General features: G+C 43.1%; 20 protein-coding genes. 10 read left to right on the top strand and 10 right to left on the bottom strand.

Going from position 1 to position 21,618, the window contains the following annotated elements:
- Window positions 1-60: 60 nt before the first annotated feature.
- A complete protein-coding gene (locus C0V77_RS15600; protein WP_101727490.1) occupies window positions 61-1,353 on the bottom strand; it encodes a Gfo/Idh/MocA family protein in 1,293 nt (430 codons plus the stop codon).
- Between the two features lie 85 nt (window positions 1,354-1,438).
- Between C0V77_RS15600 and C0V77_RS15595 the strand changes: the two genes are divergently transcribed.
- The 3 genes from C0V77_RS15595 to C0V77_RS15585 are packed head-to-tail and all read left to right on the top strand — an operon-like array spanning window position 1,439 to window position 4,723.
- Window positions 1,439-2,746 carry an NCS2 family permease gene (locus C0V77_RS15595; RefSeq protein ID WP_101727278.1) on the top strand — a complete coding sequence of 436 codons (1,308 nt, stop codon included), beginning with the start codon at window positions 1,439-1,441 and terminating at the stop codon, window positions 2,744-2,746.
- Window positions 2,747-2,757: 11 nt separating this feature from the next.
- A complete protein-coding gene (locus C0V77_RS15590) occupies window positions 2,758-3,570 on the top strand; it encodes a 5'-methylthioadenosine/adenosylhomocysteine nucleosidase (protein WP_101727277.1) in 813 nt (270 codons plus the stop codon).
- A gap of 7 nt (window positions 3,571-3,577) precedes the next feature.
- Window positions 3,578-4,723 (top strand): MalY/PatB family protein, encoded by a 1,146-nt coding sequence (locus tag C0V77_RS15585; RefSeq protein WP_101727276.1) that lies wholly within the window; start codon window positions 3,578-3,580, stop codon window positions 4,721-4,723.
- Between the two features lie 66 nt (window positions 4,724-4,789).
- On the opposite strand, the gene C0V77_RS15580 is transcribed toward C0V77_RS15585, so the two are convergent.
- Entirely contained in the window at window positions 4,790-5,347 is a 558-nt protein-coding gene (locus tag C0V77_RS15580) for a tetratricopeptide repeat protein (protein WP_101727275.1), read from the bottom strand.
- Window positions 5,348-5,638: 291 nt separating this feature from the next.
- Here C0V77_RS15580 and C0V77_RS15575 point away from each other — a divergent pair, with 291 nt between their 5' ends.
- Window positions 5,639-6,202 (top strand): hypothetical protein, encoded by a 564-nt coding sequence (locus C0V77_RS15575; protein WP_101727274.1) that lies wholly within the window; start codon window positions 5,639-5,641, stop codon window positions 6,200-6,202.
- Between the two features lie 37 nt (window positions 6,203-6,239).
- On the opposite strand, the gene C0V77_RS15570 is transcribed toward C0V77_RS15575, so the two are convergent.
- Window positions 6,240-7,154 (bottom strand): alpha/beta hydrolase, encoded by a 915-nt coding sequence (locus C0V77_RS15570; protein WP_101727273.1) that lies wholly within the window; start codon window positions 7,152-7,154, stop codon window positions 6,240-6,242.
- A 107-nt stretch (window positions 7,155-7,261) separates the two neighbouring features.
- On the opposite strand from C0V77_RS15570, the gene C0V77_RS15565 reads away from it, so the two are divergent.
- The 3 genes from C0V77_RS15565 to C0V77_RS15555 all read left to right on the top strand — a co-directional run bounded on the left by C0V77_RS15565 (window position 7,262) and on the right by C0V77_RS15555 (window position 10,248).
- Window positions 7,262-7,843 carry a Crp/Fnr family transcriptional regulator gene (locus C0V77_RS15565; RefSeq protein WP_101727272.1) on the top strand — a complete coding sequence of 194 codons (582 nt, stop codon included), beginning with the start codon at window positions 7,262-7,264 and terminating at the stop codon, window positions 7,841-7,843.
- 108 nt (window positions 7,844-7,951) lie between these two features.
- Window positions 7,952-9,136 carry a parallel beta-helix domain-containing protein gene (locus C0V77_RS15560; RefSeq protein WP_101727489.1) on the top strand — a complete coding sequence of 395 codons (1,185 nt, stop codon included), beginning with the start codon at window positions 7,952-7,954 and terminating at the stop codon, window positions 9,134-9,136.
- Between the two features lie 41 nt (window positions 9,137-9,177).
- A complete protein-coding gene (locus tag C0V77_RS15555; protein WP_101727271.1) occupies window positions 9,178-10,248 on the top strand; it encodes an SO2930 family diheme c-type cytochrome in 1,071 nt (356 codons plus the stop codon).
- Window positions 10,249-10,422: 174 nt separating this feature from the next.
- Here C0V77_RS15555 and C0V77_RS15550 read toward each other — a convergent pair whose 3' ends face one another.
- The 5 genes from C0V77_RS15550 to C0V77_RS15530 all read right to left on the bottom strand — a co-directional run bounded on the left by C0V77_RS15550 (window position 10,423) and on the right by C0V77_RS15530 (window position 16,595).
- A complete protein-coding gene (locus C0V77_RS15550; RefSeq protein WP_101727270.1) occupies window positions 10,423-10,701 on the bottom strand; it encodes a SelT/SelW/SelH family protein in 279 nt (92 codons plus the stop codon).
- A 50-nt stretch (window positions 10,702-10,751) separates the two neighbouring features.
- A complete protein-coding gene (locus C0V77_RS15545; RefSeq protein WP_101727269.1) occupies window positions 10,752-13,760 on the bottom strand; it encodes a PVC-type heme-binding CxxCH protein in 3,009 nt (1,002 codons plus the stop codon).
- Window positions 13,761-13,847: 87 nt separating this feature from the next.
- The gene (locus C0V77_RS15540) at window positions 13,848-15,029 is read right to left on the bottom strand and encodes a C40 family peptidase (protein WP_101727268.1); all 1,182 of its coding nucleotides are present in this window, start codon (window positions 15,027-15,029) and stop codon (window positions 13,848-13,850) included.
- A 9-nt stretch (window positions 15,030-15,038) separates the two neighbouring features.
- A complete protein-coding gene (gene thiL / locus C0V77_RS15535) occupies window positions 15,039-16,061 on the bottom strand; it encodes a thiamine-phosphate kinase (RefSeq protein ID WP_101727267.1) in 1,023 nt (340 codons plus the stop codon).
- Window positions 16,062-16,157: 96 nt separating this feature from the next.
- Window positions 16,158-16,595, bottom strand: coding sequence for a hypothetical protein (locus C0V77_RS15530; RefSeq protein ID WP_101727266.1), 438 nt, complete (start codon window positions 16,593-16,595; stop codon window positions 16,158-16,160).
- A gap of 230 nt (window positions 16,596-16,825) precedes the next feature.
- Here C0V77_RS15530 and C0V77_RS15525 point away from each other — a divergent pair, with 230 nt between their 5' ends.
- Window positions 16,826-17,056 (top strand): cytochrome b5 domain-containing protein, encoded by a 231-nt coding sequence (locus C0V77_RS15525; RefSeq protein ID WP_101727488.1) that lies wholly within the window; start codon window positions 16,826-16,828, stop codon window positions 17,054-17,056.
- Window positions 17,057-17,156: 100 nt separating this feature from the next.
- A complete protein-coding gene (locus tag C0V77_RS15520; RefSeq protein WP_143706108.1) occupies window positions 17,157-17,402 on the top strand; it encodes a hypothetical protein in 246 nt (81 codons plus the stop codon).
- 26 nt (window positions 17,403-17,428) lie between these two features.
- Here C0V77_RS15520 and C0V77_RS15515 read toward each other — a convergent pair whose 3' ends face one another.
- The gene (locus tag C0V77_RS15515; protein ID WP_101727264.1) at window positions 17,429-18,235 is read right to left on the bottom strand and encodes an MOSC domain-containing protein; all 807 of its coding nucleotides are present in this window, start codon (window positions 18,233-18,235) and stop codon (window positions 17,429-17,431) included.
- A 191-nt stretch (window positions 18,236-18,426) separates the two neighbouring features.
- Here C0V77_RS15515 and C0V77_RS23520 point away from each other — a divergent pair, with 191 nt between their 5' ends.
- A complete protein-coding gene (locus tag C0V77_RS23520) occupies window positions 18,427-20,430 on the top strand; it encodes an OmpA family protein (protein WP_101727487.1) in 2,004 nt (667 codons plus the stop codon).
- A 74-nt stretch (window positions 20,431-20,504) separates the two neighbouring features.
- On the opposite strand, the gene C0V77_RS15505 is transcribed toward C0V77_RS23520, so the two are convergent.
- Entirely contained in the window at window positions 20,505-21,560 is a 1,056-nt protein-coding gene (locus C0V77_RS15505; protein ID WP_101727263.1) for a 3-oxoacyl-ACP synthase III family protein, read from the bottom strand.
- Window positions 21,561-21,618 lie beyond the last annotated feature (58 nt).

The following is a 21,618-nucleotide window of genomic DNA, read 5'->3' as shown; positions in this document are numbered from 1 at the left end:
AAGAGGCATGCCTGGTAACAGACTTGCCTCTGATTAATAATATTTTTAGAATTGCTGTTATCAGGCTTTCGGATACACCCAGCCATTTCTATACTGACGGCTCAGATACTTGTTGGCAGCCGTGTCGTTAGTGAATACCTCTTTGCGGGCATCCCATTCCAGGCTTTTACCTGCCTTCAAAGCCGCCATTCCCAATAGACTCATGTTAGTGGCTCTGTGGCCTTTCAGAATATCAGCAAATGGCAGTTCTTTACTTTTAATTGACTTTAACAAATCGGCAAAAACCAGGTCTATGTTCTGTTGGTCAGGCATATTCAGCACCGGATTCTGATGAATCACCTCTTTTCGGGTATCACGCGGATAAAACGTCCAGCCGCTCATCCAGCCCATGTGAAAGGTTCCTTCAGTTCCATGAAAATACACACCTACATTTTCACTTTTTGAGGTCGGTCTTCCGTTTAAAGTGCTGTGCTCCCAGGTGCAGGTAAAGTCCTCAAAATCATACACTACTATCTGGCTTTCAGGGGCATTGTTATTGTTTGTATTGAACTTATCTGTGGCTATTGAAAACACTTTCTTCGGGCCAATTTCGTCTGTCCACCACAATATCTGGTCAAACCAGTGTGGGCCCCAGTCTCCTACGGTGCCGTTGGCAAACTCAACGTGGTTTCGCCAGCTACGCGGATGTATTGACGGATTATACGGCACCAGCGGTGCCGGGCCACACCACATGTTCCAGTCAATACCGGCTGGAGTAGGCTCATCAGGTACCATTTTGCCTTGTCCGAAACCATAGGTTACAAAAGCACGCACTTCTTTTATTTTACCTACCTTACCCGACTTCAGAAACTCTTGCCCGCTTAAGTTATGTGGTGAATACCGGCGATGAAACCCTGTAATGCAGATTCTCTGTGTATCGCGGGCAGTTTTTACAATGGCCTTGCCCTCATTGATGGTATGCCCGATAGGTTTTTCCAGATACACGTGCGCTCCGGCTTTCATGGCATCAATGGCTATCAGCGCATGCCAATGGTCGGGTGTGGCGTTTATCACAATTTCAGGTTTCTCTTTTTGCAAAAGTTCCTGATAGTTTTTGTAAATTTTTGGTTGATCGTTGGTCAGTTTCCCTATTTCACCCAGACATTGCTTAATTTGTTTATCGTCTACATCACAAATGGCTACAATCTGGCATTCGCCTGATTTAATGGCTTCTCTCACAATGTTGGTTCCCCACCATCCTGAGCCAATCAAAGCCGTTTTATATCTGGCCTGTGAGGCATAAGTTATAAACGGACGAGAGACAAGCGCCCCCGTTGCCAATGCAGAAGTGCGAATAAAGTCTTTACGATTCATCATTTAATTAAGTGTTTTGAATAGAATTTCAGAAAATTAAGTTTTATCGCTTTATCTTGCAAAACAATTTATAAAAGATTGCACAATGCCTACGAAACCTCAGCTCAAAACCGAAATCCTCGCCGGTGTTTCTACTTTTCTGGCAACTATGTATATCATTGTGGTAAACCCGGCTATACTGAGCCAGGCTGGTATGCCGTTTAACGGTGTGCTTACTGCCACGGTTCTGCTCTCGTTTTTCTGTAGCCTGATGATGGGTATCTATGCCAGAAACCCCATTGTGGTAGCGCCCGGAATGGGCATGAATGCCTTTTTTACCTTTACAGCCGTAAAAGGCATGGGTATTTCGTATCAGGTGGCACTGGGGGCGGTTTTCTGGGCAGGTGTACTGTTTTTGCTTTTATCAGTTTTCAATATCAGGTCTCAAATTGTAAAGGCTATCCCGAAACCTTTGCGCTATGCTGTTTCGGCAGGCATAGGGCTGTTCATTACCCTTATTGGCTTTGCTAATGCCAAATTTATAGTGCCCAATCCGGCCACTATTATGGGCATCACCAGCCTGCACGACCCTATCATTATCACTTTTCTGACAGGCCTTGCCATTACCATGGTTTTACTGGTAAAGCGTGTGCAGGGTGGCATAATTATGGGTATTCTTGCTACCACCCTGCTGGCCATACCTGTAGGCCGTTGGTGGGGCGATGCCTCAGCCATTAATTTCGGTCAGTCAACTCTGGTAACATGGCAGGGTTTATTCTCCGCGCCTGATTTCAGCCTGCTATTTCAATTGGATATTGTTAACTCATTAAAAATAAGTCTGATTCCTGTCATCTTTGCCTTTGTTTTTACTGATTTGTTCGATAGCCTCTCTACCTTTGTAGGAGTAGCCGAAGCTGCTGATTTATACGATGCAGATGGAGAACCCCGCAATATTAAACAATCATTATTAACAGATGCAGTGGCTACCACACTGGGTGGGCTACTAGGCACAAGCCCGGGTACGGCTTATATTGAATCTGCCGTAGGTATCAGCCAGGGAGGGCGCACGGGTATAACCGCCATTACGGCGGGGATATTGTTTCTTCCTTTTATGTTTCTGTCTCCCCTGCTCAGCATCATTCCGGCCATTGCTACCGCTCCTGCGCTGATAATAGTTGGTGTTTTAATGATAAAACCCATTACCAAAATTAATTGGGATAAACTCGATGATGCCATTCCGGCTTTTCTGGCTATGGTGCTCATTCCTTTCACTTACTCTATTACGCAGGGAATCATCTGGGGTTTTCTGTCATGGACCATCATTAAACTTATTACCGGGAAGACGAAGGAGGTTTCGTTTGCATTAATAATAATAGATGTTTTCGCACTTTGGGCCTTGTATCTGGGCCATTAATACCGCATAAAATGAAAAAGAGTTCTGTTTATTTACTATTGCTTACTGCGTTTCTCAGCATTTGTACCCCTACGTTGGCGGTAGCGCAGAAAATTGCCATTCTGGGTGCCATGCCTGAGGAGATTCAATTGCTGGAATCGCAATTGAAGCGGGTTCGTACAAAGAATATACTCGGCTTTCAGTTCAAAACCGGAAAACTAAACGGGAAAAAGGTAGTTCTTACCGAAACAGGCATAGGAAAAGTAAACGCAGCCGTTGTTACTACTTTGATAATCAGAGAGTTTCGTCCGCAATCGATTATTTTTACGGGTATTGCCGGGGGGATTAGCGAAAACCTTAATCAGGGCGACATTGTCATTGGCAATCGTCTGACTTACCATGATTACGGCCGGTTAACCAATGAAGGCTTAAGCACCAATGCCACTCGCAACCCGATAACCAAGCAGTTGAACCCGGTCTATTTTTCCTCTGACTCGTTATTGGTTTCTAAAGCCATACAGGCATCAGGAGATATCCGCTTACTTAAAATCTCATCAGATAGCCCGCAACCAAAGGTATCGGTGGGAACTATTGTAACAGGAGACACCTTTGTAACATCAAGCACTGCCGTAAGCCTTTTTAAGAAAACCTTACAGGCCGATGCCACCGAAATGGAAGGTGCTGCAGTAGCACAGGTTTGTTACCAACAGAATATTCCGTTTCTGATTATCAGAAGCATCAGTGATAAAGCCAATGAAAAAGCATCGGTAGACTTTCAGACCTTTAAAAAAATTGCCTCCGACAACTCGGGAACCCTGGTAAAGGAGATATTAAAAAAATTATAATTATTACATGACCTACGATTTCGACGAATTAATTGACCGCACACAAACAGACAGCGCCAAGTGGAAAAAATATGCGGGAAAAGACATTATACCTCTATGGGTGGCAGATATGGACTTCAAGGCGTCGCCGGCCATATTACAAGCGCTTGATAAAGTAACCAGAGAAGGAGTAATTGGCTATTGGCAGATACCAGACGAGCTGGTGGAGGTAACGCTGAAACGACTGGAAGAACGGCACAACTGGAAAGTACCTAAAGAATGGCTGGTATGGCTGCCCGGAATGGTACCCGGCCTGACACTCACCTGTATGAGCGTAGGTAATGACGACGCTGAGGTGATAACCACTATACCCGTTTACGGGCCATTCATGAAAGCGCCCGTTGCTGCCCGTAAAAAACTGGTAAAAGTACCCTTGAAAGAAGAAAATAACCGATGGACGTTTGATTTTGAAGCCATAAAGGCCGCCATTACTCCGCGCACCCGGATATTTATGTTGTGTAATCCTTATAACCCGGGCGGTACGGTTTTTTCTAAAGAAGAACTGCAAACACTGGCAGATATTTGCCTAGCGAACAATATAGTGATTTGCGCAGATGAAATTCATTGCGATCTGATACTGGATGAAACCAAAAGGCATATTTCAATTGCCACGCTTAGTCCGGAAATTGCAAAGAACACAATTACCTTACTGGCTCCCAGCAAAACCTTCAATATTGCAGGATTAGGCTGCTCATTTGCTGTTATTCCTGACGATAAATTACGAGCCAGATATGCTGATTTAAGATATATTCTTGAACCCATGGTGTCTGCTTATGGTTATGAAGCTGCACTGGCAGCATACCGCGACAGCGCCGACTGGCACCAGCAATTGCTGGCTTATCTGCGCAAAAACTATGCGTATATTCTGAAAGAAATGAATGCCTTCAAGGGTTTCAAAATGCTGCCTTTAGAGGCCACTTATCTGGCCTGGATAGATGTACGCGAGAGCGGAATTGAAAATCTGGCTCAAAAACTGGAAGACGCCGGGGTTGGAATTTCGGAAGGTGAATTCTTTTTTGACGGCAAAGGTTTCATCCGTCTTAATTTCGGCACACAAATGAGCCGGCTGGTAGAGGCTGTGGAACGAATGAAGCGTGTTCTGGAAAGAAAATAGGCTTATGCTATTCAGTTTTGAATAGCATAGGCCCGGTTATTTTTTCCCCACTCTCAAAATAATTGGTTATTTTTCGGGTGTAAACTGAATTATTTCAGCCATTGCATTTCTTGCCAATGCCCAATACTCTGTTTCATCTATACCTAACAAATCAAGCCCTTTGTGCAGGTAAACCACAGCATTTTTTGTGTCTCCTAAATTTTTATAACACAACCCTATTTTCACGTAAGCTATGTTTCTATTAGCCTTGCACTCATTAGCTTTTCTTTCAAATTGTACGATAGACTTTATTTTAAAAATCGAAAATTTATTTTTTTCATCATAACTGGCAGAATAGTACGGCTCAACACATTGTGCTAGCAAATTTGCAAGCCAATTTACATTTTTAGAGTAAGCCTCATAAGCAGTGACTGCTTCCTTCCACGATTTTGCCTCATATAAAGCATCTGCTTTCTTTTTCATTTCATCTACATTAGCAATTGTAGGCACACCATACTTTTCTATCATCTCCAATTGCCTTGATATATCCATAGGGTCATCCTTAGCTTTAGGTTCTTCTTTAGTCTGAGCAAATACTGATGCGCATAGGCACGTCAAAAACACAATAATCAGATTCCTTTTCATTTCACATTAAAGTTTAAAATTGTATTAAGAGTAAGTTTTGTTTACTGAAAGGTTTTGCAACTGCCCCGCCAAGATAAAGAATTAAAAAACTCTTTTGAAAAATATCTTGTGATGATATCTTTAACAAGTTGAAGTTGTTTGGAAGCTTAACTTCCTGTTTTAAATTTGGCCTTTAATTTCATTATTTTTATTTATTCTGAAGTTTGAGATGACAATCGTCGGCTACAAAACTCAGAGAAATTAATCATAAAACCGGTAATCTTATTCCGATTAAATCAATCCCAAGTCCGCATGCACGAAATTGAACCCTTTTATAACTGGCAGAGATATTACCTGTCGGAAGACGACGAAAATTCACCCTTTTATGGCCGCACGTATGGTATTGAATACGAGGATACCATATATGGTTATTATATTGACCCTAAATGGGACTCTATTGGCTCAGAAACACTGTATTGTAAAATTCTGATGGCAGATTATGAACATCATTATGCCATTATTGAAGTATTCGGCGAATGGAACGACACGCTTCATAATGATGTGATGTTTCTGAAAAGAACCGTGGTAGACCATCTTACTAAGAAAGGCATTAATCAATATATACTGATTGGTGAAAACCTGTTACAATTTCATGGTGGAGATGAAGACTACTACGAAGAATGGTTTGAAGACGTAGAAGATGGCTGGATAGCCGCCGTTAATTTCAGGGATTTTATTCTTGACGAGTTCAGACGTTACCATCTGGACTCTTACATCAATTTCGGCGGAACACTACAAATCGGTAACTGGCGGACTCTAAAGCCCCACCAGTTTTATGATTTAATAAAGGGTTTGATTATGCGGAGGTTGGCGTAAAAGAAAAAGGATAGAATTTTATTCCACCCCTTGTTGATTACTTCATCAGTTTTCTGTCTTTCAGCCAGTCTTCCATGCGGTTGGCCCATGTTTCTACTGGGCCTCTTCCTTTTTTCTTTAGTCCATAGCCATGGCCGCCTTTCTCATAAATGTGCATTTCAACAGGCACTTTATTTTTTTTACAGGCCAGAAAATACGCAATACTGTTTTCAGGCTGTACGCCGTCATCGGTAGTGCTTATTAAAAATGTAGGAGGGGTATCTTTGGTTACCTGTTTATCGTTTGAGTATAGTTCAATTTTATCTACCGGTGGGTTCTTTCCAATCAGGTTGTCTCTTGAACCCATGTGCGTAAACCTGTCGCCAAATGATATAACAGGGTAAATGAGCAGAGAAAAATCCGGACGCACACTTACCGATGGGTCGGTAAGCTCTCCTACCTGGCTTGTAAAATGAGTAGACGCCGTAGAGGCCAGGTGCCCTCCTGCCGAAAAGCCCATAATACCTATTTTATCGGCGGCCACTCCATACTTAGCGGCATTTTTACGTACAATCCTGATGGCCTGCTGGGCATCCTGTAAAGGTCTGATCTCGTCGTTATCAAACAACTCTTCCTGAGGCAATCTATATTTCAACACAAAGGCTGTCATGCCTCTGGCATTAAACCATTTGGCAATATCGTAGCCTTCGTGGTCTATGGCAAGAATACCATAACCACCACCCGGGCATATAATAACGGTTGCATCGGTCGTTTTCTTTTTGGCAGGATAAACAATCAGAGCGGGCTGGGTAATATCTTTTACACGCGTAATGCCGTCGGTGGTTTTAGAGTCCTCCGGTACTTGCTTTTTTAAGCCGGGTACTGCATCAGAATACAGTAAAATAGTTTCGTTCTGGGCATAAAGATTAGACATAACAGCCGAGGTAAATAGCATTAAAAACAATTTTTTCATTGAGCAATTTTTTATTGGTTGTTTAACAGACGGATAATTTACAAAGTTGGAAAAAAATATTGTTTCTGATACTTTTCTACTAATATTGTAGAGCTATTTCTTTCACTATGCTTCCCGAATACGAAAACTACCTTCAGTTTATTCTAAAACTATCTCCCTTATCGCAGGAAAGCATCAATGCGCTTGTTCCTTTCTTACATCAGAGAACCTTCAGCCGGAAAGACTTTCTTGTTTTGCAGGGCAATGTATCTGATGAGCTTCATTTTATCATTTCAGGTTCTGTAAGAGAGTATTTTGAAGACGCCAATGCCAATGAAATAAACACCTGGTTTGGCTTCGAAAACGCAATCGCTATTTCAACCCATAGTTTTTTCTCGCAAAAACCCAGCCTCACGCACATTCAGGCGCTGGAAGACACCAGAACAATTGTTTTGAAGTATGACGATATTCAACAACTATATGGCAGGTTTCATGAAATAGAGCGATTGGGCCGTATAATAACCGAGCAATATCTGGTGCAAATAGAAGAGATGAAAATTATTCTGCAAACACTTACAGCCAGGCAACGTTACCAGTACCTGCTGCAACACAAACCCGAATTTGTGCAACGCATACCGCTTAAGTATCTGGCTTCATTTTTAGGCATAAAGCTGGAAACCCTCAGCCGGGTAAGAGGGCAGAAAGATTAACAGCACAACTTCTTTATTTGAGCAGCCATTAATTATTTGACATTTATCAAACAATTATATCCCGAAAAAATGCAAGATTTGGAATCTGTTCATTCAATCCTAAACAAAATGAAGAAGACTGCCTTTTTTATAACTACCCTAATGGCTTGTTCGGCTGTTGTCTATGCTCAAAAAGATATTCAGAAACGCTACCAGACACAGTTTATTATGGCTGAAAACGGCTCTACTATTGAGCTGGACGAGGGTTCTTTCACTTTCACGACCAGCCTTTCTATGGAAGGTAAGAAAAACATCATAATCAAGGGGAAAGGGAAAGATAAAACCATTTTGTCTTTTAAAGGGCAGACAGAAGGTGCAGAGGGTATTCGTGTGTCAAATGCAGAAAATATTATTATACAGGACCTGACCGTGCAGGACAGTAAAGGAGATGCCGTAAAAACGATGAACGTTAAAGGCATTACTTTCAGAAACGTAAAAACCGAATGGACGGGTGGCCCCAAAAAAGAAAATGGTTCGTATGGCCTATATCCGGTACAATGCGAAAAAGTGCTCATTGAAGGCTGCGAAGCCATTGGCGCTTCTGATGCAGGTATTTATGTAGGGCAATCGAAAGATATTATTGTCCGTAAATCGCGTGCTTTTCGTAATGTGGCAGGCATTGAAATTGAAAACTCGCTCAATGCAGATGTGTATGAAAACGAAGCCACTGAAAACACAGGCGGTATTCTGGTATTTGACCTGCCAGACCTGATTCTTAAAAAAGGTGGTTATACCCGTGTGTTCAACAACAATATTCACCATAACAATCTGCGCAATTTTGCCCCGAAAGGAAATATTGTGGGTAAGGTACCTGATGGCACAGGAGTGCTGATTCTGGCTGCCAATAATGTGGAAATATTCAATAATCAGATTATCGATAATAAATCGGTAAGTACTGGCATTATCAGTTATTTTACTACCGAAAACCCCATAAAAGACCCTACTTATTATCCTTATCCGGTGGCCATCAATATTCATGACAATGTTTTTGAGCGCCAGCATGTAAAGGCTACCAGTAAAGGGCGTTTCGGACAGATGTATCGTTTTAAACTACGATTCGGTAAAAATGTGCCGCATATCCAGTGGGATGGCATTGTTGACGCTAAAAATAATCAGAAAGTTTTGTGTATTAAAAACAATAAAAATACCTCTTTTGCCAATCTTGATGTGGAACATAATTTCAAGAATGTTTCACGCGATGCCTCAGTTCATAACTGCTCGCTGGAAAGTCTGAAAGTGGCCTCAATTGATTAATTATTTTTTTCCGACCTAAGCGTTTGACCTCTCTTTCTTTAATGCACAAAATTGTTTTTTTACTCCTGGCACTTGGCATTTTTGCTTTTACTTCTTTGAAGCAGGAAACTGCAACAAAAGAGGTAAAGGCAAGCATGCCCAGGGAGAAACTATCAGATTATCATTTTTTTGAGGGTAACATGGCTGCTCAGAAACCTGTGGCAGGTGTTGTACCCTACTCTTTAAATACGCCCTTGTTTAGTGATTACGCCGAGAAATTGAGATTCGTAAAACTGCCCGAAGGTGCAAAAGTTCCTTATAATGCCACAGAAGTGTTAGATTTTCCGGTTGGTTCAACCCTTATAAAAACGTTTTATTACCCTAACGATTTCAGAAATACCGATAAAGGCAGAAGAATTATGGAAACCCGCCTGCTGATACATGAACCCGATGGCTGGAAAGCCCTGGCTTATGTATGGAACGACGAGCAGACAGAGGCTTATCTGGAGGTGGCGGGTGACACCAAAGAAGTAAGCTACATTGACCTGAACGGTAAAAAGAAAAAGCACGAGTATAGCGTACCCAACCTGAACCAGTGCAAAGGTTGCCATAACCGAAACGAGGTGATGTCGCCCATTGGGCCTTCTGCCCGGCAACTTAATGGAAGCTACAAAGCATGGGGAACAAAGGAAGAAACTGAAAACCAGCTTATTGCCTGGCAAAAAACAGGAGTACTGCAGCATTTGCCTGCTCTTGAACAGGTACCCAAAGCGCCGGTTTGGAATAAACCTGAAACCGGGGCCCTGGACGAAAGAGCCAGAATATGGCTTGACATCAATTGTGCCCACTGCCACCGATTAGGGGGCCCTGCGCAAACCTCAGGCCTTAATCTGAGTATACATGAGACCGACCAGCTTGCCTATGGTATCATGAAAACCCCGGTAGCTGCCGGGAGAGGTTCCGGAAACAGAAAGTTTGATATTGTACCGGGGAAACCGGAAGAGTCTATCCTGCTGTATAGGATTGAATCAACAGACCCGGGTGAAATGATGCCAGAGGTAGGCCGTAAAACCAACCACAAAGAGGGCATTGAGCTGATAAAAGAATGGATTAAACAAATGAAGAAGTCCTGAGCCTTATGCCTGGCTTTTCATCCATTATAAAAACATTTGTTCGCAAAGTTGTTTTAGAAAGAAATTAGTTTGCTGTACCTGATAAAGTTGAAAACAAAAACGGAGCCTGGTAATATAACCTGCTCCGTTTGTTTTTAAATTTTTACTGCCATTTGAATTTAGGCTACCTTGAGGCTACTTCCTGTCGCTATGCCCCAGCGATTTCCCCGGTGCAATCAGGTCTCTTACCAGTTGCTTTAGCTCCTTTATTTCCGGAAAGTGTCCTTCTCTTTTACGGTCAAAGATTACCTCTTCATTCAATAAAACCTTGAAACTACCGGACACCTCGCTCGGGCGTAGGCTTACTTCGCCCAGCTCCTCTTCAAAGGTAGTGAGTAACTCTTGTGCCAACCATGCCGAACGCATCAGCCAATGGCATTTCGGACAATATTCCAGTGTAATTTTGGGCTTCATAAGTACTAAATTCAACCTTGCATAGGTTTGAAGGCAAACCTGAGCAGTGATTATTTTTTCAAAGTCGACAGGTATTCCACCAGGTCAACAAGTTCTTGTTTTTGCAACGGAAACTGTGGCATCAGCGACTCTTTATGTTCTTTGATAGATACAATCTCAGAACGCTTGTATGAGGTAGGGTTAGCGCTGCCAAGCGTCTTCATTGTAACTTCGTTTTCGGTTCTGGTCAGTATCATTCCGTCTACTTCAGAGCCGTTTTTCAGTTTTACCGTAAAGCCCTCAAAACCGAAACTGATACCCTGACTTGGGTTCAGAATTGCAGAATACAAAGCATCTTTAGATAATTTACTACCAATCTCGGTCAAGGCAGGGCCAAAATTAACCCCTTCGCCCTTACCCAGGTGGCATGTAGTACAATACATTTTAAAAGCCTCCTGTCCTTTTGATGCATTACCGGTCAGTTTCACGAGGTCATTGATATTACCAACCGACTTATCAACACTTGCTCCGAACATTTTCATGGCCTCCGAGCGGATGTCGCCATGCCAGGTTTTCAATAGTATTTTCTGTGCAATCGGCATTACATCTTCGGGCACCTTATTGGCTTTCACCAGATTCCACAGAATCTCTTCACTGTTCCAGCCAGTCATGGCCCACATGGCTCTTTCTCGCACTGCCATGCTCTTCGCTTTATTGTTGTATAAGGTTATCAGATAATCGGTAACTGGCTTTTCATCTACGCCGCCAAACATATCTATCGCTTTCAGCACTGTTTTTTCATCCTTGCTGGTGGTCAGTTTCTTAAATGCATCCAGCCCATTTAATCTAATCTGTAGTCTGGCTGCCTCACCACCCAATGTCTTGTCGTTCATTACCATATTCACCAGGCGGGTTGACTGGTCTTTCAACTGGTAACGTTTTACAATATCCAGGTAATCGGATGGCGATTGAATACCAACAAGCACTTTAGGCAAAAGCGCAGCATAGCGCGCATCTTTTTTAGCACTTTCAACATCAAGATGCTTAAAAACCAAGGTCATTACATCGGCAGGCGCCTTGCCACCATCCAACATACCCAGCAGCACTGTAGTTTTTTCCGGATTCGACTGAAAATCAAAAGCACGGAAATATCTTAGTCTGGCCTCGCCTTCTGAAGTTTTGGCTAATTCAGCTAGCCGGTAAATATTATCGGTAGAGCGGCTTCTCCACACTATGTCTTTGGCTTTGGCATCAGATTTCCAGCGTTCGCCTATGGTTTCTATGTACTTGGCAAAAAAGCTATCCCATTGGTTATCGGCAGCAATACCCAGCGCCTCCAGATACCAGCGGTCGGTGCCATCGTATTGGTTTGCCAGTGATACCCAGATATTGGCGGCCTCCGGATTTTTACTATGACGAATAGCCAATGCCACTTCCCTTCTGATTTGCGGCGAAGGGTCTTGCGCCAATTTGGTTAGTACTGCAAAATCTGTCATTTTAAGCTCCTGCGCCAAACGTAGACCAACCATGCGAACATCTTCGTTTTTGTCTGTCAGGGCTGCATTAATATATTTCTTCTCTTCGCCTTTTATGTTAGCCAGCAACCATAAAGCTCTGGCGCGCATACGTGGGTTTTCAGAAGCCCAGATGGTCTGCAATGCTGGTTCGGCTTTTTTCTGCCATTGGTTTAGTTTTGTCCAGGCCAGATAACGCACAGCCAGATTCGGATTCTGCAGAGCTTTTACGCAGCCTTCAGGCGTCTCAAAATCAAAGACCGGTACCGAGAATTTGCTTCCTTTCGGTGCTACACGATAAATTCGCCCGCGAAGGCTATCTCCCATGGCATGGCCGCCCACGCCCGGGTCGTACCAGTCGGCAATAAAAATAGAGCCGTCGGGCGCTGTTGTTACATCAGACGGGCGGAACCACTTGTCTCGGGTTGAGCCGTCAAGAATATTGTTGATGGTGGCCTTGAATCCAGCGCCACTTTTTTCTACTGCGTAAGAGCGAACAATGTTTGGTCCGGCATCGCAATGAATCATCTGATTGCGGTACTTTTGCGGTAGCAAATCGCCCTCGTAGATAATCATGCCGGTTGGTGAACCTGCCCCTGTCTGTAGCAGATTAGGCACCACACCGGGGTCATTCAGATGCCAGTGGCGCAAAGGTATTTCGTTTTCCCAGTTCGTGCGCCGTTCCTGCCAGCTTGCCCCGGTCATTTCATCTTTATAGCCATAGTTGCCATGGTCTATTACGTAGTTGATACGCACGCCCTTGTTGCCGTCATCATCGTTATCAGATTGCCACATTCTGCCGTAAGAATCAATGGCAACTTCATAATTATTTCTGAAATTGTGTGCAAGAATCTCCACATTCGAGCCATCTACATCACATCTGAAAATCTTGCCCTGCTTGTAGCTTGAAAAAGGTCTGCCCAGGTCGTCTTTCAGCTCTACTCCGTTTTTATCACTCAGGGTTTCTATCTCATTACCTCCATTAAAGTACAACTTACCATCAGGCCCGAACGTAAAGGCATGAATGGCGTGGTCGTGTTGTACCCCTTTCAGGTTGGTAAAAATCACTTCCTTTTTATCTGCCTTGTCGTCTCCGTTTTCATCGGTAAACAAAAACACGTTAGGGCTGCAAGACACAATTACTTTATTGCCCAGCACAGATACGCCTAACGCAGAGTTAATCTCTTCACCCTGATAAAACACAGTGGTTTTATCGGCTTTGCCGTCTTTATCTGTATCTTCCAGAATCAAAATTCTGTCGCCCTTTTTGTTATATGGATTCTTTGGATTTAGCTGATTGCGGTAATTGTAGCCTTCGCAAATCCATACCCTGCCTTTGGCGTCAATATCCATGTTGGTGGGGTTCATCATCATTGGCTCAGAGGCAAAAAGTGTTACCTCCAGTTCAGGGTCGGCCAGTTTTACGCCATCCAGTGCATATTGCACTTTCCGTTTATCTTCTTCTGTCAGTTTGGCATATTCTTCGTCTGAAAGTTTTCCTGAGTCTTGCCTAAAGGCACCTGATAAAAATAGAACAGTGATAGAAAAAATGATTGATTTTTTCATTGCAGATAATTACATTGTTAAAGGCTTTGAATAGATACTTTAAAAGTACGGAATTGGTGTCAATCTGACAAATAAAATGTACGAGGACTAATTTTTGAGAGAAACGATACCTTTGTCAGTTCCCAGACCCAGTATACGCCTGGCACGCAGATAACGCGCCGCATTACCGGCATCATAGCGGGTACTTTCTTTATCAAAACTACTGATGCGCACCATACCCGAAGAATGTATAAACTCATTGTTGCCTATCCACATACCTACGTGCACTACTCTTTCGGGTTTATCGGCAGTAGATTTTTCACCAAAAAACAGCAGGTCGCCTACCTGTAGGTTTTCAAAGGCTACTTCTTCGCCTACAAAGGCCTGCTGAGAAGCATCTCTGGGCAGCAAAATACCATTGGTCTGAAAAACCATGCGCATATAACCGCTGCAATCTACACCTTTCCATGAGGTACCACCCCACAGATACGGCAGGCCCATCATGCGGTAAGCAGTTTTTGTTAATGACTCAGGGCTTGGTGAAGTTATTTTCTTCCATTCCTGATAAGAGACTACCTCGTGTTTCAGCACAAATCCATTGCGTGCATCCGGATACGCCACCTCATAATAATCGGCGAGGGTGTCTTTTACGGTTAGCAGGTTGCCCCAGGTAAGGTCAGAAACCGTCTGGGTGTTTTCATCTGCCTCGGTGAACGCAAAGCCGAATGGCTTGGCAAACATCAGTTTTGGTTTACTGCCATATACTTCTATATCTGTTTTAACGAATCGCTTAATGGTAGTACCTTCTACCCAGCCAATGTAGTTATCTGGCGTTTGCACCAGATACCAGTAGCGGTCTTTATCAAGCACTTTAAGTGTAGTACCCAGCAGGGCCTGTGTTGCCAGCTCGGCTGCTTCTTTAGGCTGCGTGCGGATATTAGCCACCGATACATTTACAATTGCATATATTTTATCTTCCAGTTCTTTTACATCAGGCAAAAGCTTTACTTCGTCAATCAGCTCGAAGCCATTATTTTTCAACCGGCCCAGCAATTCTTTTTTGGCAAGGGGCAAATTGGTCTTGCCTCTCAGTTTGTTACTATCCGGCTCAACCTGAAAAACAGCTACGCGTTTATCAGGAGCATATTTTTTCTTTACCTGCTCAATTATAGCCGGTACTGTTGGATGCGCAAGGGGGGCTTGCGCCACCTGCGCCATAAGATTGAAGCCCGTCGCAAAAAAAATAAGTACTAATGTAAGTTTGCGAAGTGTGTTCAGGTTGCAATACATATTCTATTACTATTGTAAGTGATTCCATCCCTGGGCTTTGATACCTACTTTTGAGCCGCTGTTCAGTACCAGCTCTACGGCTTTGTTTTCTGTCATGTAGCCAATAGGCGTTATATCCGTTACATTCTTGATTTTATCAAAGTCAGACTGTTTGATGGTAAACAGCAGTTGGTAGTCTTCTCCTCCGTTTAAGGCTGCCGTAACCGGGCTCAGCTTAAACTCCGTTGCTGTTAGCATGGTAATATCTTCAATGGGTAGTTTCTCTTCAAAAATAAGCGCCCCAACGCCAGACTGTGTACTTAAGTGGATAATTTCAGAGGCCAACCCGTCTGATACATCAATCATAGAAGTAGGTACTACACCTGCTTCGGCCAGCTCATGCACAATGTCTGTTCTGGCTTCTGGTTTCAGTTGTTTCCCAACCAGATACGATTTCTCTTCCAGGTCTGGCTGCATACCCGGGTTAGCCAGAAAAACCTGTTTTTCTCTTTCCAGAATCTGCAAGCCAAAGTAAGCAGCGCCTAAATCGCCGGTTACGCACAAAATATCATTCGGTCTTGCTCCGCTTCTGTAAGCTACCTTGTCTTTATCTACAAAACCGGTTACGGTTACAGAAATAACAAGGCCCGAGCGTGACGAAGTGGTATCGCCTCCTACTAAATCAACCTGATAGTCCTCACAGGCAAATTTAATACCTTCATAAATTTCATCAACTGCCTCTACCGACATACGATTGCTCAACCCAATACTTACGGTTATTTGTTTGGCAATGCCATTCATGGCGGCAATGTCAGACACATTCACTGCTACTGATTTATACCCTAAATGGCGAAGCGGAACATAGGCCAGGTCAAAATGCACCCCTTCCAGCAACATATCTGTCGAAACAAGCATGTATCTATCGCCCGTGTCAATCACCGCTGCGTCATCACCAATCCCTAATACAGACTCAGGGTTTTGCAAGCTGAATTTTGTTTTTATGCGGTCAATCAAACCAAACTCTCCTAATGTATTCAACTCTGTTCTTTCCATGCTATTTGCTGTTTTGGCAAAACCTTTTCACTATTTTTTCACAAAGATAAAAAAAGGTGGACTTCGCAGCCCACCTTCCTTCAAAAATCAATTCTGTTATTGCGTTACAAGGGTATATGTATTTATGGTGCCACCGGTCTTTGCACTGGCCGACGTGCGCGTCAATATCAATTGGGTATCGGTAATTGAGTCAATTGTAAACTCAATTGTTCCGCTTGTACCTGTCGGAGCAGGGTTCAGGTTTTTCAAAACCAGCTTGGTGTCGCCCACTACTTCATACTGCCCCGAAAAAGCGTTTCCGTCGAACTCAATATAAGTAACCGTTGGGGAAGACAATAGCCTTAACTGAAAGCCCGAGTAGCCGGGTCTTGTGTTACTGGCAGCACCCTTACTATACACAATGGCGCTTCCTTCCTTTACTGTATTGGCAGACCAGTTTTTCTTGATTTTCTCGCTTACAGGTACAACTTTGTCTCCACCACAAGAAAAAATAAAGAAACTACAAGCAAATAAAAGAATGGCAATTTTTTTCATAGAGTAAATTTTTGAATTTGTTTTTCAACCTTTTTTAATCAACATCATTTTGCCCTGAGAGCATCAGCAAATATGGCTTAAATATAAACCAAAAAAAAATCTTGTTATTAAAATAGACGTAATTTTTAAGCTATTGGTTGTAGATAAATTTTAACGGATATGAATTAATCTGTTTTAAGTTGTCTGCATTCATAAATCTTTACGAACTTTGTAAAAAAATTGTATTAATCTTGAAAGAATACACCAGAGGCCAGCTGGCGCTTCGCAACGGGCAGGATAAAGAAGAAATATGGGTAGCTTACCAGTCGGTTATTTATGATGTGACGGAATCAAGACTATGGCGGAACGGGAAGCATTATGAACACTGGGCTGGCCAGGATTTGACCGACGAGCTAAAAGACGCGCCGCACACCGAAGCCGTTTTTATGAAGTTTAAAGCCATAGGCAAGCTCATTCAGTAATTACGCGTTTATTCCATTCAAAATCGCTCATTCACTCATTAGTTTTCAAAATCACGCATTCGCTCATTCACTCATTCACTAATTCACTCATTAGTTTAATATGAAACTCATAGAATCAATTATACTTTTTGCGAGTCTTGCTTTTTTGGTCATGTTTGTAGACCAGGCACTTTATAAAAAAGTAGCGCTTAAAGACAGTTACTTTTTTCTGATGTTTTCGGTAGCCGGGTTTTTGTATTACACCTACCAGAGAGGCCTTAGAAAAATAAAAGAAAAACAGGAAGCAGAGGCTAAAAAGAAAGACGACAAGCCAAAGAGTATTGAAAAACGCTTAAGAAAAAAATAAGCAGGTGGGGGTCACCTGCCTTTGTGCTATAGTTCTGGTAATATTTCATCGCCAACGCGAATCTTTCCTTTTTCAATTACCAGTAAATTCTGCCCGAAGAGAATCTTATTGCCATTGCGCCGGTATTGGTTCAGGGTTTTTAAAGGTTCCTTGCCTTTTTCTGCCGTTTCAGGATTAATTGTGGTTAACACGCAGCGGGCGCATGGTTTTACACCTGCCAGCCTGGCGTTTCCTAAAGAGAAAAACCTGAGGTTATCTTCTTCGTGCGGCTCTCCGCCACTGAAAACCAGATTAGGGCGAAAGCGATTCATTCCTATAGGCTCGTTCAGCTTTCCGTTCAGTAAATCTAAACTTGCCTGCCCTATTAACAATAGCGGGTAGGCGTCGGCAAAGCTGGTGTGTTCTTCATGCGTAATTGAGTATTTAGGGTCTGTAGGGCGTATGGAATCATCAGGCTGATAATACAGATATGTTTCCTTACCCAGCACTTCTGTAAACCAGGCATCGGCTTCATTGCTTACCCGTACGGCTTTTACGGTATCATCCCAGATGGTTATCATACGGGTATCGTCAGTCTGCGGGGTAAAAGGCACTTTTAATGGAGCAATTGCTAACCTCCGATGGCTTACCCGCAGGCCGTCGGCCTCAATGGCCACATCAATCAATGCCATTTGTTCGTTTTCACGTTGAGTTCTGAACACATTATCACCATCAGCCAACACCCATCGGCGGTCATACTGCAGGCCGCGGTCTTCCACCTGAGCTTCCTGAAGTGAAATACCCCCCAGTGATTTAACAGGGTAAATGTTTATTTCGGTTAATATTTTTGCCATCTTTACTTATATTTTTACTGACACAACATTTCGGGCTCAAAAACGTTTGTGTTATTAGGTCAAACATCTAAATTGAAGAAAAATTTACGGCATTAAAGTTCCGTAATTTTGACAAGATTGACCTACAAAACAAACTTAGAGCTACAATCTATAAAATTGTGGGCAAGTATGTTAGCCCAACCATTTAAATGATGAAAAAAATACGCTATATCATTACCTTTCTGCTCCTTTCGAACAGTGTTTTTGCGCAACTTCAGACTTATAAAAGAGGCCTGGCAAGTTTTGATAAAGGCCAGTACGACCTAGCCATCAAAGACCTGTCAAAGGTAACCAATATTGCTGAAAGTGAAAAAGCCAACCTGAACTACAAAATTGCAGAGGCTTATCGTTTGTCGAACCGCTGGGTAGAGGCCATTCCGTATTACGAAAAGGCCTTTGAAGCCAAACTGATGATACCCGAAGCTCACTTTCATTATGCATTTGCCCTGAAAGCAGCCGGAAAATATGAACAGGCCCTAAAAGAGCTGCAACAATTTATAGATGCCAAAAGCACCATAAAAGCCTATAACGAAAAAGCCTACAGAGAGGTAAACTCGCTCAGGCTGATAGGCGAACTGAAACAAAAACAGACAGATATAACTTTCAGCAATTTGTCTGCAATCAACACTGCCGGGGCTGAGTTTTCTCCGGTTGTGCTGGGCGATGAACTGATTTTTACTGCGTCGCGCAAAAGCAAAACGTATTCAAACGGCCTGCCTTATGTAGGTTTATACAAATCAAGATTTGCCCGAACCATGGAAGAAATGAGCAAACCTGAGAAATTCAGCAATGCCATTTTTGACGAGGAACGCAACGAAGGCACCCCGGCCTTTTCGCCTGACGGTAAAACCATGATTTACGCCCGGGGCAACACCGGCAAAAGAAAAGACTTTTCTCCGGACATGGATTTATACATTTCGCGCTATGTAAATGGCACCGGATGGACAGAACCCAGTTATGTGAGCGCTTCTGACTCGGCCAGTTGGGATGGTTCTCCGGCTTTCTCGCGCGACGGCAAAACTATTTACTTTGCCTCTAACCGCCCCGGTGGATTTGGGGGTATTGATCTTTACAGAGTTAATATGGATGCCTCTGGCCGTTTTGGGAATCCGGTGAATATGGGCAAGGAAATTAATACCGCAGGCGACGAAATGTTTCCTTACGTATCTGAAGATGGAAAACTTTACTTTGCATCTGACGGGCACCCCGGCCTAGGCAAATTAGACCTTTTTGTGGCTATTCGCTCAGGCGGCAAAATTACCGTTGAAAATATGGGGCTTCCGTATAATTCAAACATGGATGATTTCGGGCTGGTAATGCGTAAAAACGGTGATGTGTTCTTTAGTTCAAACCGGGCCGGAGGCAAAGGCGATGACGATATTTACTACTATGAAGCCCCCAAACAAACCGAACTGGCAGATGCAACGCCTTTGATTCCGAGGTCAACACCAGATAGCCTTTCGAAACCTCTGGAAATAAAAACCGTGAGGTACTTCCTGGCAGGTACTATTTATACCAAAAATGCCAACAACCAAAATGTACCGCTTGACTCGGCAACGGTAAAGATTCTTACTACCGGACAGGATGAGCCATTGAAAGAAATTATTACGCAGAAAGACGGTAAGTTTGGCCCCATAGCAGTGCAGGAAGACAACGACTACGTAATATTGGGTAGCAAGAAAAACTACCTGGCCAAAAGAGAAGACTTCTCAATGTATGGCCGCACCATACCGCAGTCATTATTAACAAAAGCCATTACGGATACTACTTTCTTTGCATCGCTCAATCTGGAAGAAATTACTTTAGACAAGACGTTCAGGGTTGAGAATATTTACTACGACCTGGACAAATGGGATATAAGACCTGATGCGGCACTTGAACTGAATAAACTTGTGCAGATACTGGTAGACAACCCTACCATTAAGATAGAGCTAGGTTCTCATACCGATGCTCGGGCTACCGAGATTTATAACCTGCGCCTGTCGCAAAGACGTGCCGAGTCTGCGGTTAATTATATCGTTTCCAAAGGTATAGACAGGGCGCGTATTACAGCCAAAGGTTATGGAGAAAGCGAACTTCTTATCAGAAACGCCAAAACCGAAGACGAGCACCAGACCAACCGCCGAACCGAGTTTAAGATTATTGAAATTGAATAAGGTTTATACCTGTAAAACAAAAGACCCCGAATATGTGTCCGGGGTCTTTTGTTTTATAAGCATTTCAGAAACTTTTACCAGCGAATCAGAGCAGACCCCCATGTAAATCCACTGCCAAAGGCAGCCAGACACACCAGGTCTCCGTCTTTTACTTTGCCTGCTTCCCAGGCCTCACAAAGGGCAATCGGAATAGAAGCCGCTGTGGTGTTACCGTATTTCATAATATTATTAAATACCTTTTCGTCTGGCAGTTGCAGGGTTTTCTGAACAAACTGTGCGATACGTAAATTGGCCTGATGCGGCACCAGCATATCAATATCAGTCGGTTTTAGACCTGTTTTGTTGAGTGCCTCCATGATTACCTCCGGAAACTTGGTAACAGCTGTTTTAAACACCAGCTGACCATTCATATTGGGGTAATAGGTTTTGTTCTCAATCAGGTTTTCGTACACGAAAATTTCGCCATAGAGTGCGTCAGGAAAACCGAACTTCTCTTTACCTAGGTGGTAACCACCATGGCTACCCGGGCTTATCAAAGCCAGTTCTTCAGCATAAGTGCCATCAGAATGCAAATGGGTTGTTAATATACCTTTGCCTTCTTCTGTAGTTGGTTGCAATAATACAGCACCGGCGCCATCACCAAAAAGAACGGCCACGTTTCGCCCCCGGGTAGTGAAATCCAACCCCATTGAGTGCATCTCAGACCCAACCACCAATACATTTTTATACATTCCGGTTTTAATGAACTGGTCGGCTACTGACAACGAATAGATAAACCCTGAACACTGGTTGCGGATATCAATAGCCCCTACCTCTTTATGCGTAATGCCCAGCTCTCTTTGCAGCAACACACCGCAACCCGGGAAATAATAGTCGGGGCTTAGCGTGGCAAATACAATAAAATCTATTTCTTCGGGTTTTATGCCCGCTCTTTCGCAGGCTATTCTGGCTGCATTGGCACCCATAGTAGTGGGTGTTTCTTCATGCTTTTTTCCGTATCTTCTTTCTTTAATACCCGAACGCTCCTGTATCCATTCATCCGTAGTATCCATTACTTTCATCAGGTCAGCATTTGTTACCACCTGCTCAGGCACATAAAATCCTATACCTGCTATTTTCGAATTTACCATATTTGTTGCTTTTTGAATCCTGCCACGAAATTACAAGAAAAACTCACAAATGTTCAAG

This window comes from Emticicia sp. TH156, from assembly GCF_002855535.1.
Classification (GTDB): Bacteria; Bacteroidota; Bacteroidia; order Cytophagales; family Spirosomataceae; genus Emticicia; species Emticicia fluvialis.
The sequence above is the reverse complement of the archived record's forward strand: the minus strand, read 5'-3'. Positions and strand labels throughout refer to the sequence as shown.

Excerpts from the sequence above, each read along its gene's own strand:
- C0V77_RS23520 (WP_101727487.1), top strand. The coding sequence starts at position 18,427 with ATGAAAAAAATACGCTATATCATTACCTTTCTGCTCCTTTCGAACAGT.
- C0V77_RS15515 (WP_101727264.1), bottom strand. The coding sequence starts at position 18,235 with ATGGCAAAAATATTAACCGAAATAAACATTTACCCTGTTAAATCACTG.
- C0V77_RS15595 (WP_101727278.1), top strand. The coding sequence starts at position 1,439 with ATGCCTACGAAACCTCAGCTCAAAACCGAAATCCTCGCCGGTGTTTCT.
- C0V77_RS15560 (WP_101727489.1), top strand. The coding sequence starts at position 7,952 with ATGAAGAAGACTGCCTTTTTTATAACTACCCTAATGGCTTGTTCGGCT.
- C0V77_RS15520 (WP_143706108.1), top strand. The coding sequence starts at position 17,157 with ATGAAACTCATAGAATCAATTATACTTTTTGCGAGTCTTGCTTTTTTG.
- C0V77_RS15580 (WP_101727275.1), bottom strand. The coding sequence starts at position 5,347 with ATGAAAAGGAATCTGATTATTGTGTTTTTGACGTGCCTATGCGCATCA.
- C0V77_RS15550 (WP_101727270.1), bottom strand. The coding sequence starts at position 10,701 with ATGAAGCCCAAAATTACACTGGAATATTGTCCGAAATGCCATTGGCTG.
- C0V77_RS15575 (WP_101727274.1), top strand. The coding sequence starts at position 5,639 with ATGCACGAAATTGAACCCTTTTATAACTGGCAGAGATATTACCTGTCG.
- thiL (WP_101727267.1), bottom strand. The coding sequence starts at position 16,061 with ATGGAAAGAACAGAGTTGAATACATTAGGAGAGTTTGGTTTGATTGAC.
- C0V77_RS15570 (WP_101727273.1), bottom strand. The coding sequence starts at position 7,154 with ATGAAAAAATTGTTTTTAATGCTATTTACCTCGGCTGTTATGTCTAAT.
- C0V77_RS15545 (WP_101727269.1), bottom strand. The coding sequence starts at position 13,760 with ATGAAAAAATCAATCATTTTTTCTATCACTGTTCTATTTTTATCAGGT.
- C0V77_RS15505 (WP_101727263.1), bottom strand. The coding sequence starts at position 21,560 with ATGGTAAATTCGAAAATAGCAGGTATAGGATTTTATGTGCCTGAGCAG.
- C0V77_RS15555 (WP_101727271.1), top strand. The coding sequence starts at position 9,178 with ATGCACAAAATTGTTTTTTTACTCCTGGCACTTGGCATTTTTGCTTTT.
- C0V77_RS15540 (WP_101727268.1), bottom strand. The coding sequence starts at position 15,029 with ATGTATTGCAACCTGAACACACTTCGCAAACTTACATTAGTACTTATT.
- C0V77_RS15530 (WP_101727266.1), bottom strand. The coding sequence starts at position 16,595 with ATGAAAAAAATTGCCATTCTTTTATTTGCTTGTAGTTTCTTTATTTTT.
- C0V77_RS15565 (WP_101727272.1), top strand. The coding sequence starts at position 7,262 with ATGCTTCCCGAATACGAAAACTACCTTCAGTTTATTCTAAAACTATCT.
- C0V77_RS15600 (WP_101727490.1), bottom strand. The coding sequence starts at position 1,353 with ATGAATCGTAAAGACTTTATTCGCACTTCTGCATTGGCAACGGGGGCG.
- C0V77_RS15585 (WP_101727276.1), top strand. The coding sequence starts at position 3,578 with ATGACCTACGATTTCGACGAATTAATTGACCGCACACAAACAGACAGC.
- C0V77_RS15590 (WP_101727277.1), top strand. The coding sequence starts at position 2,758 with ATGAAAAAGAGTTCTGTTTATTTACTATTGCTTACTGCGTTTCTCAGC.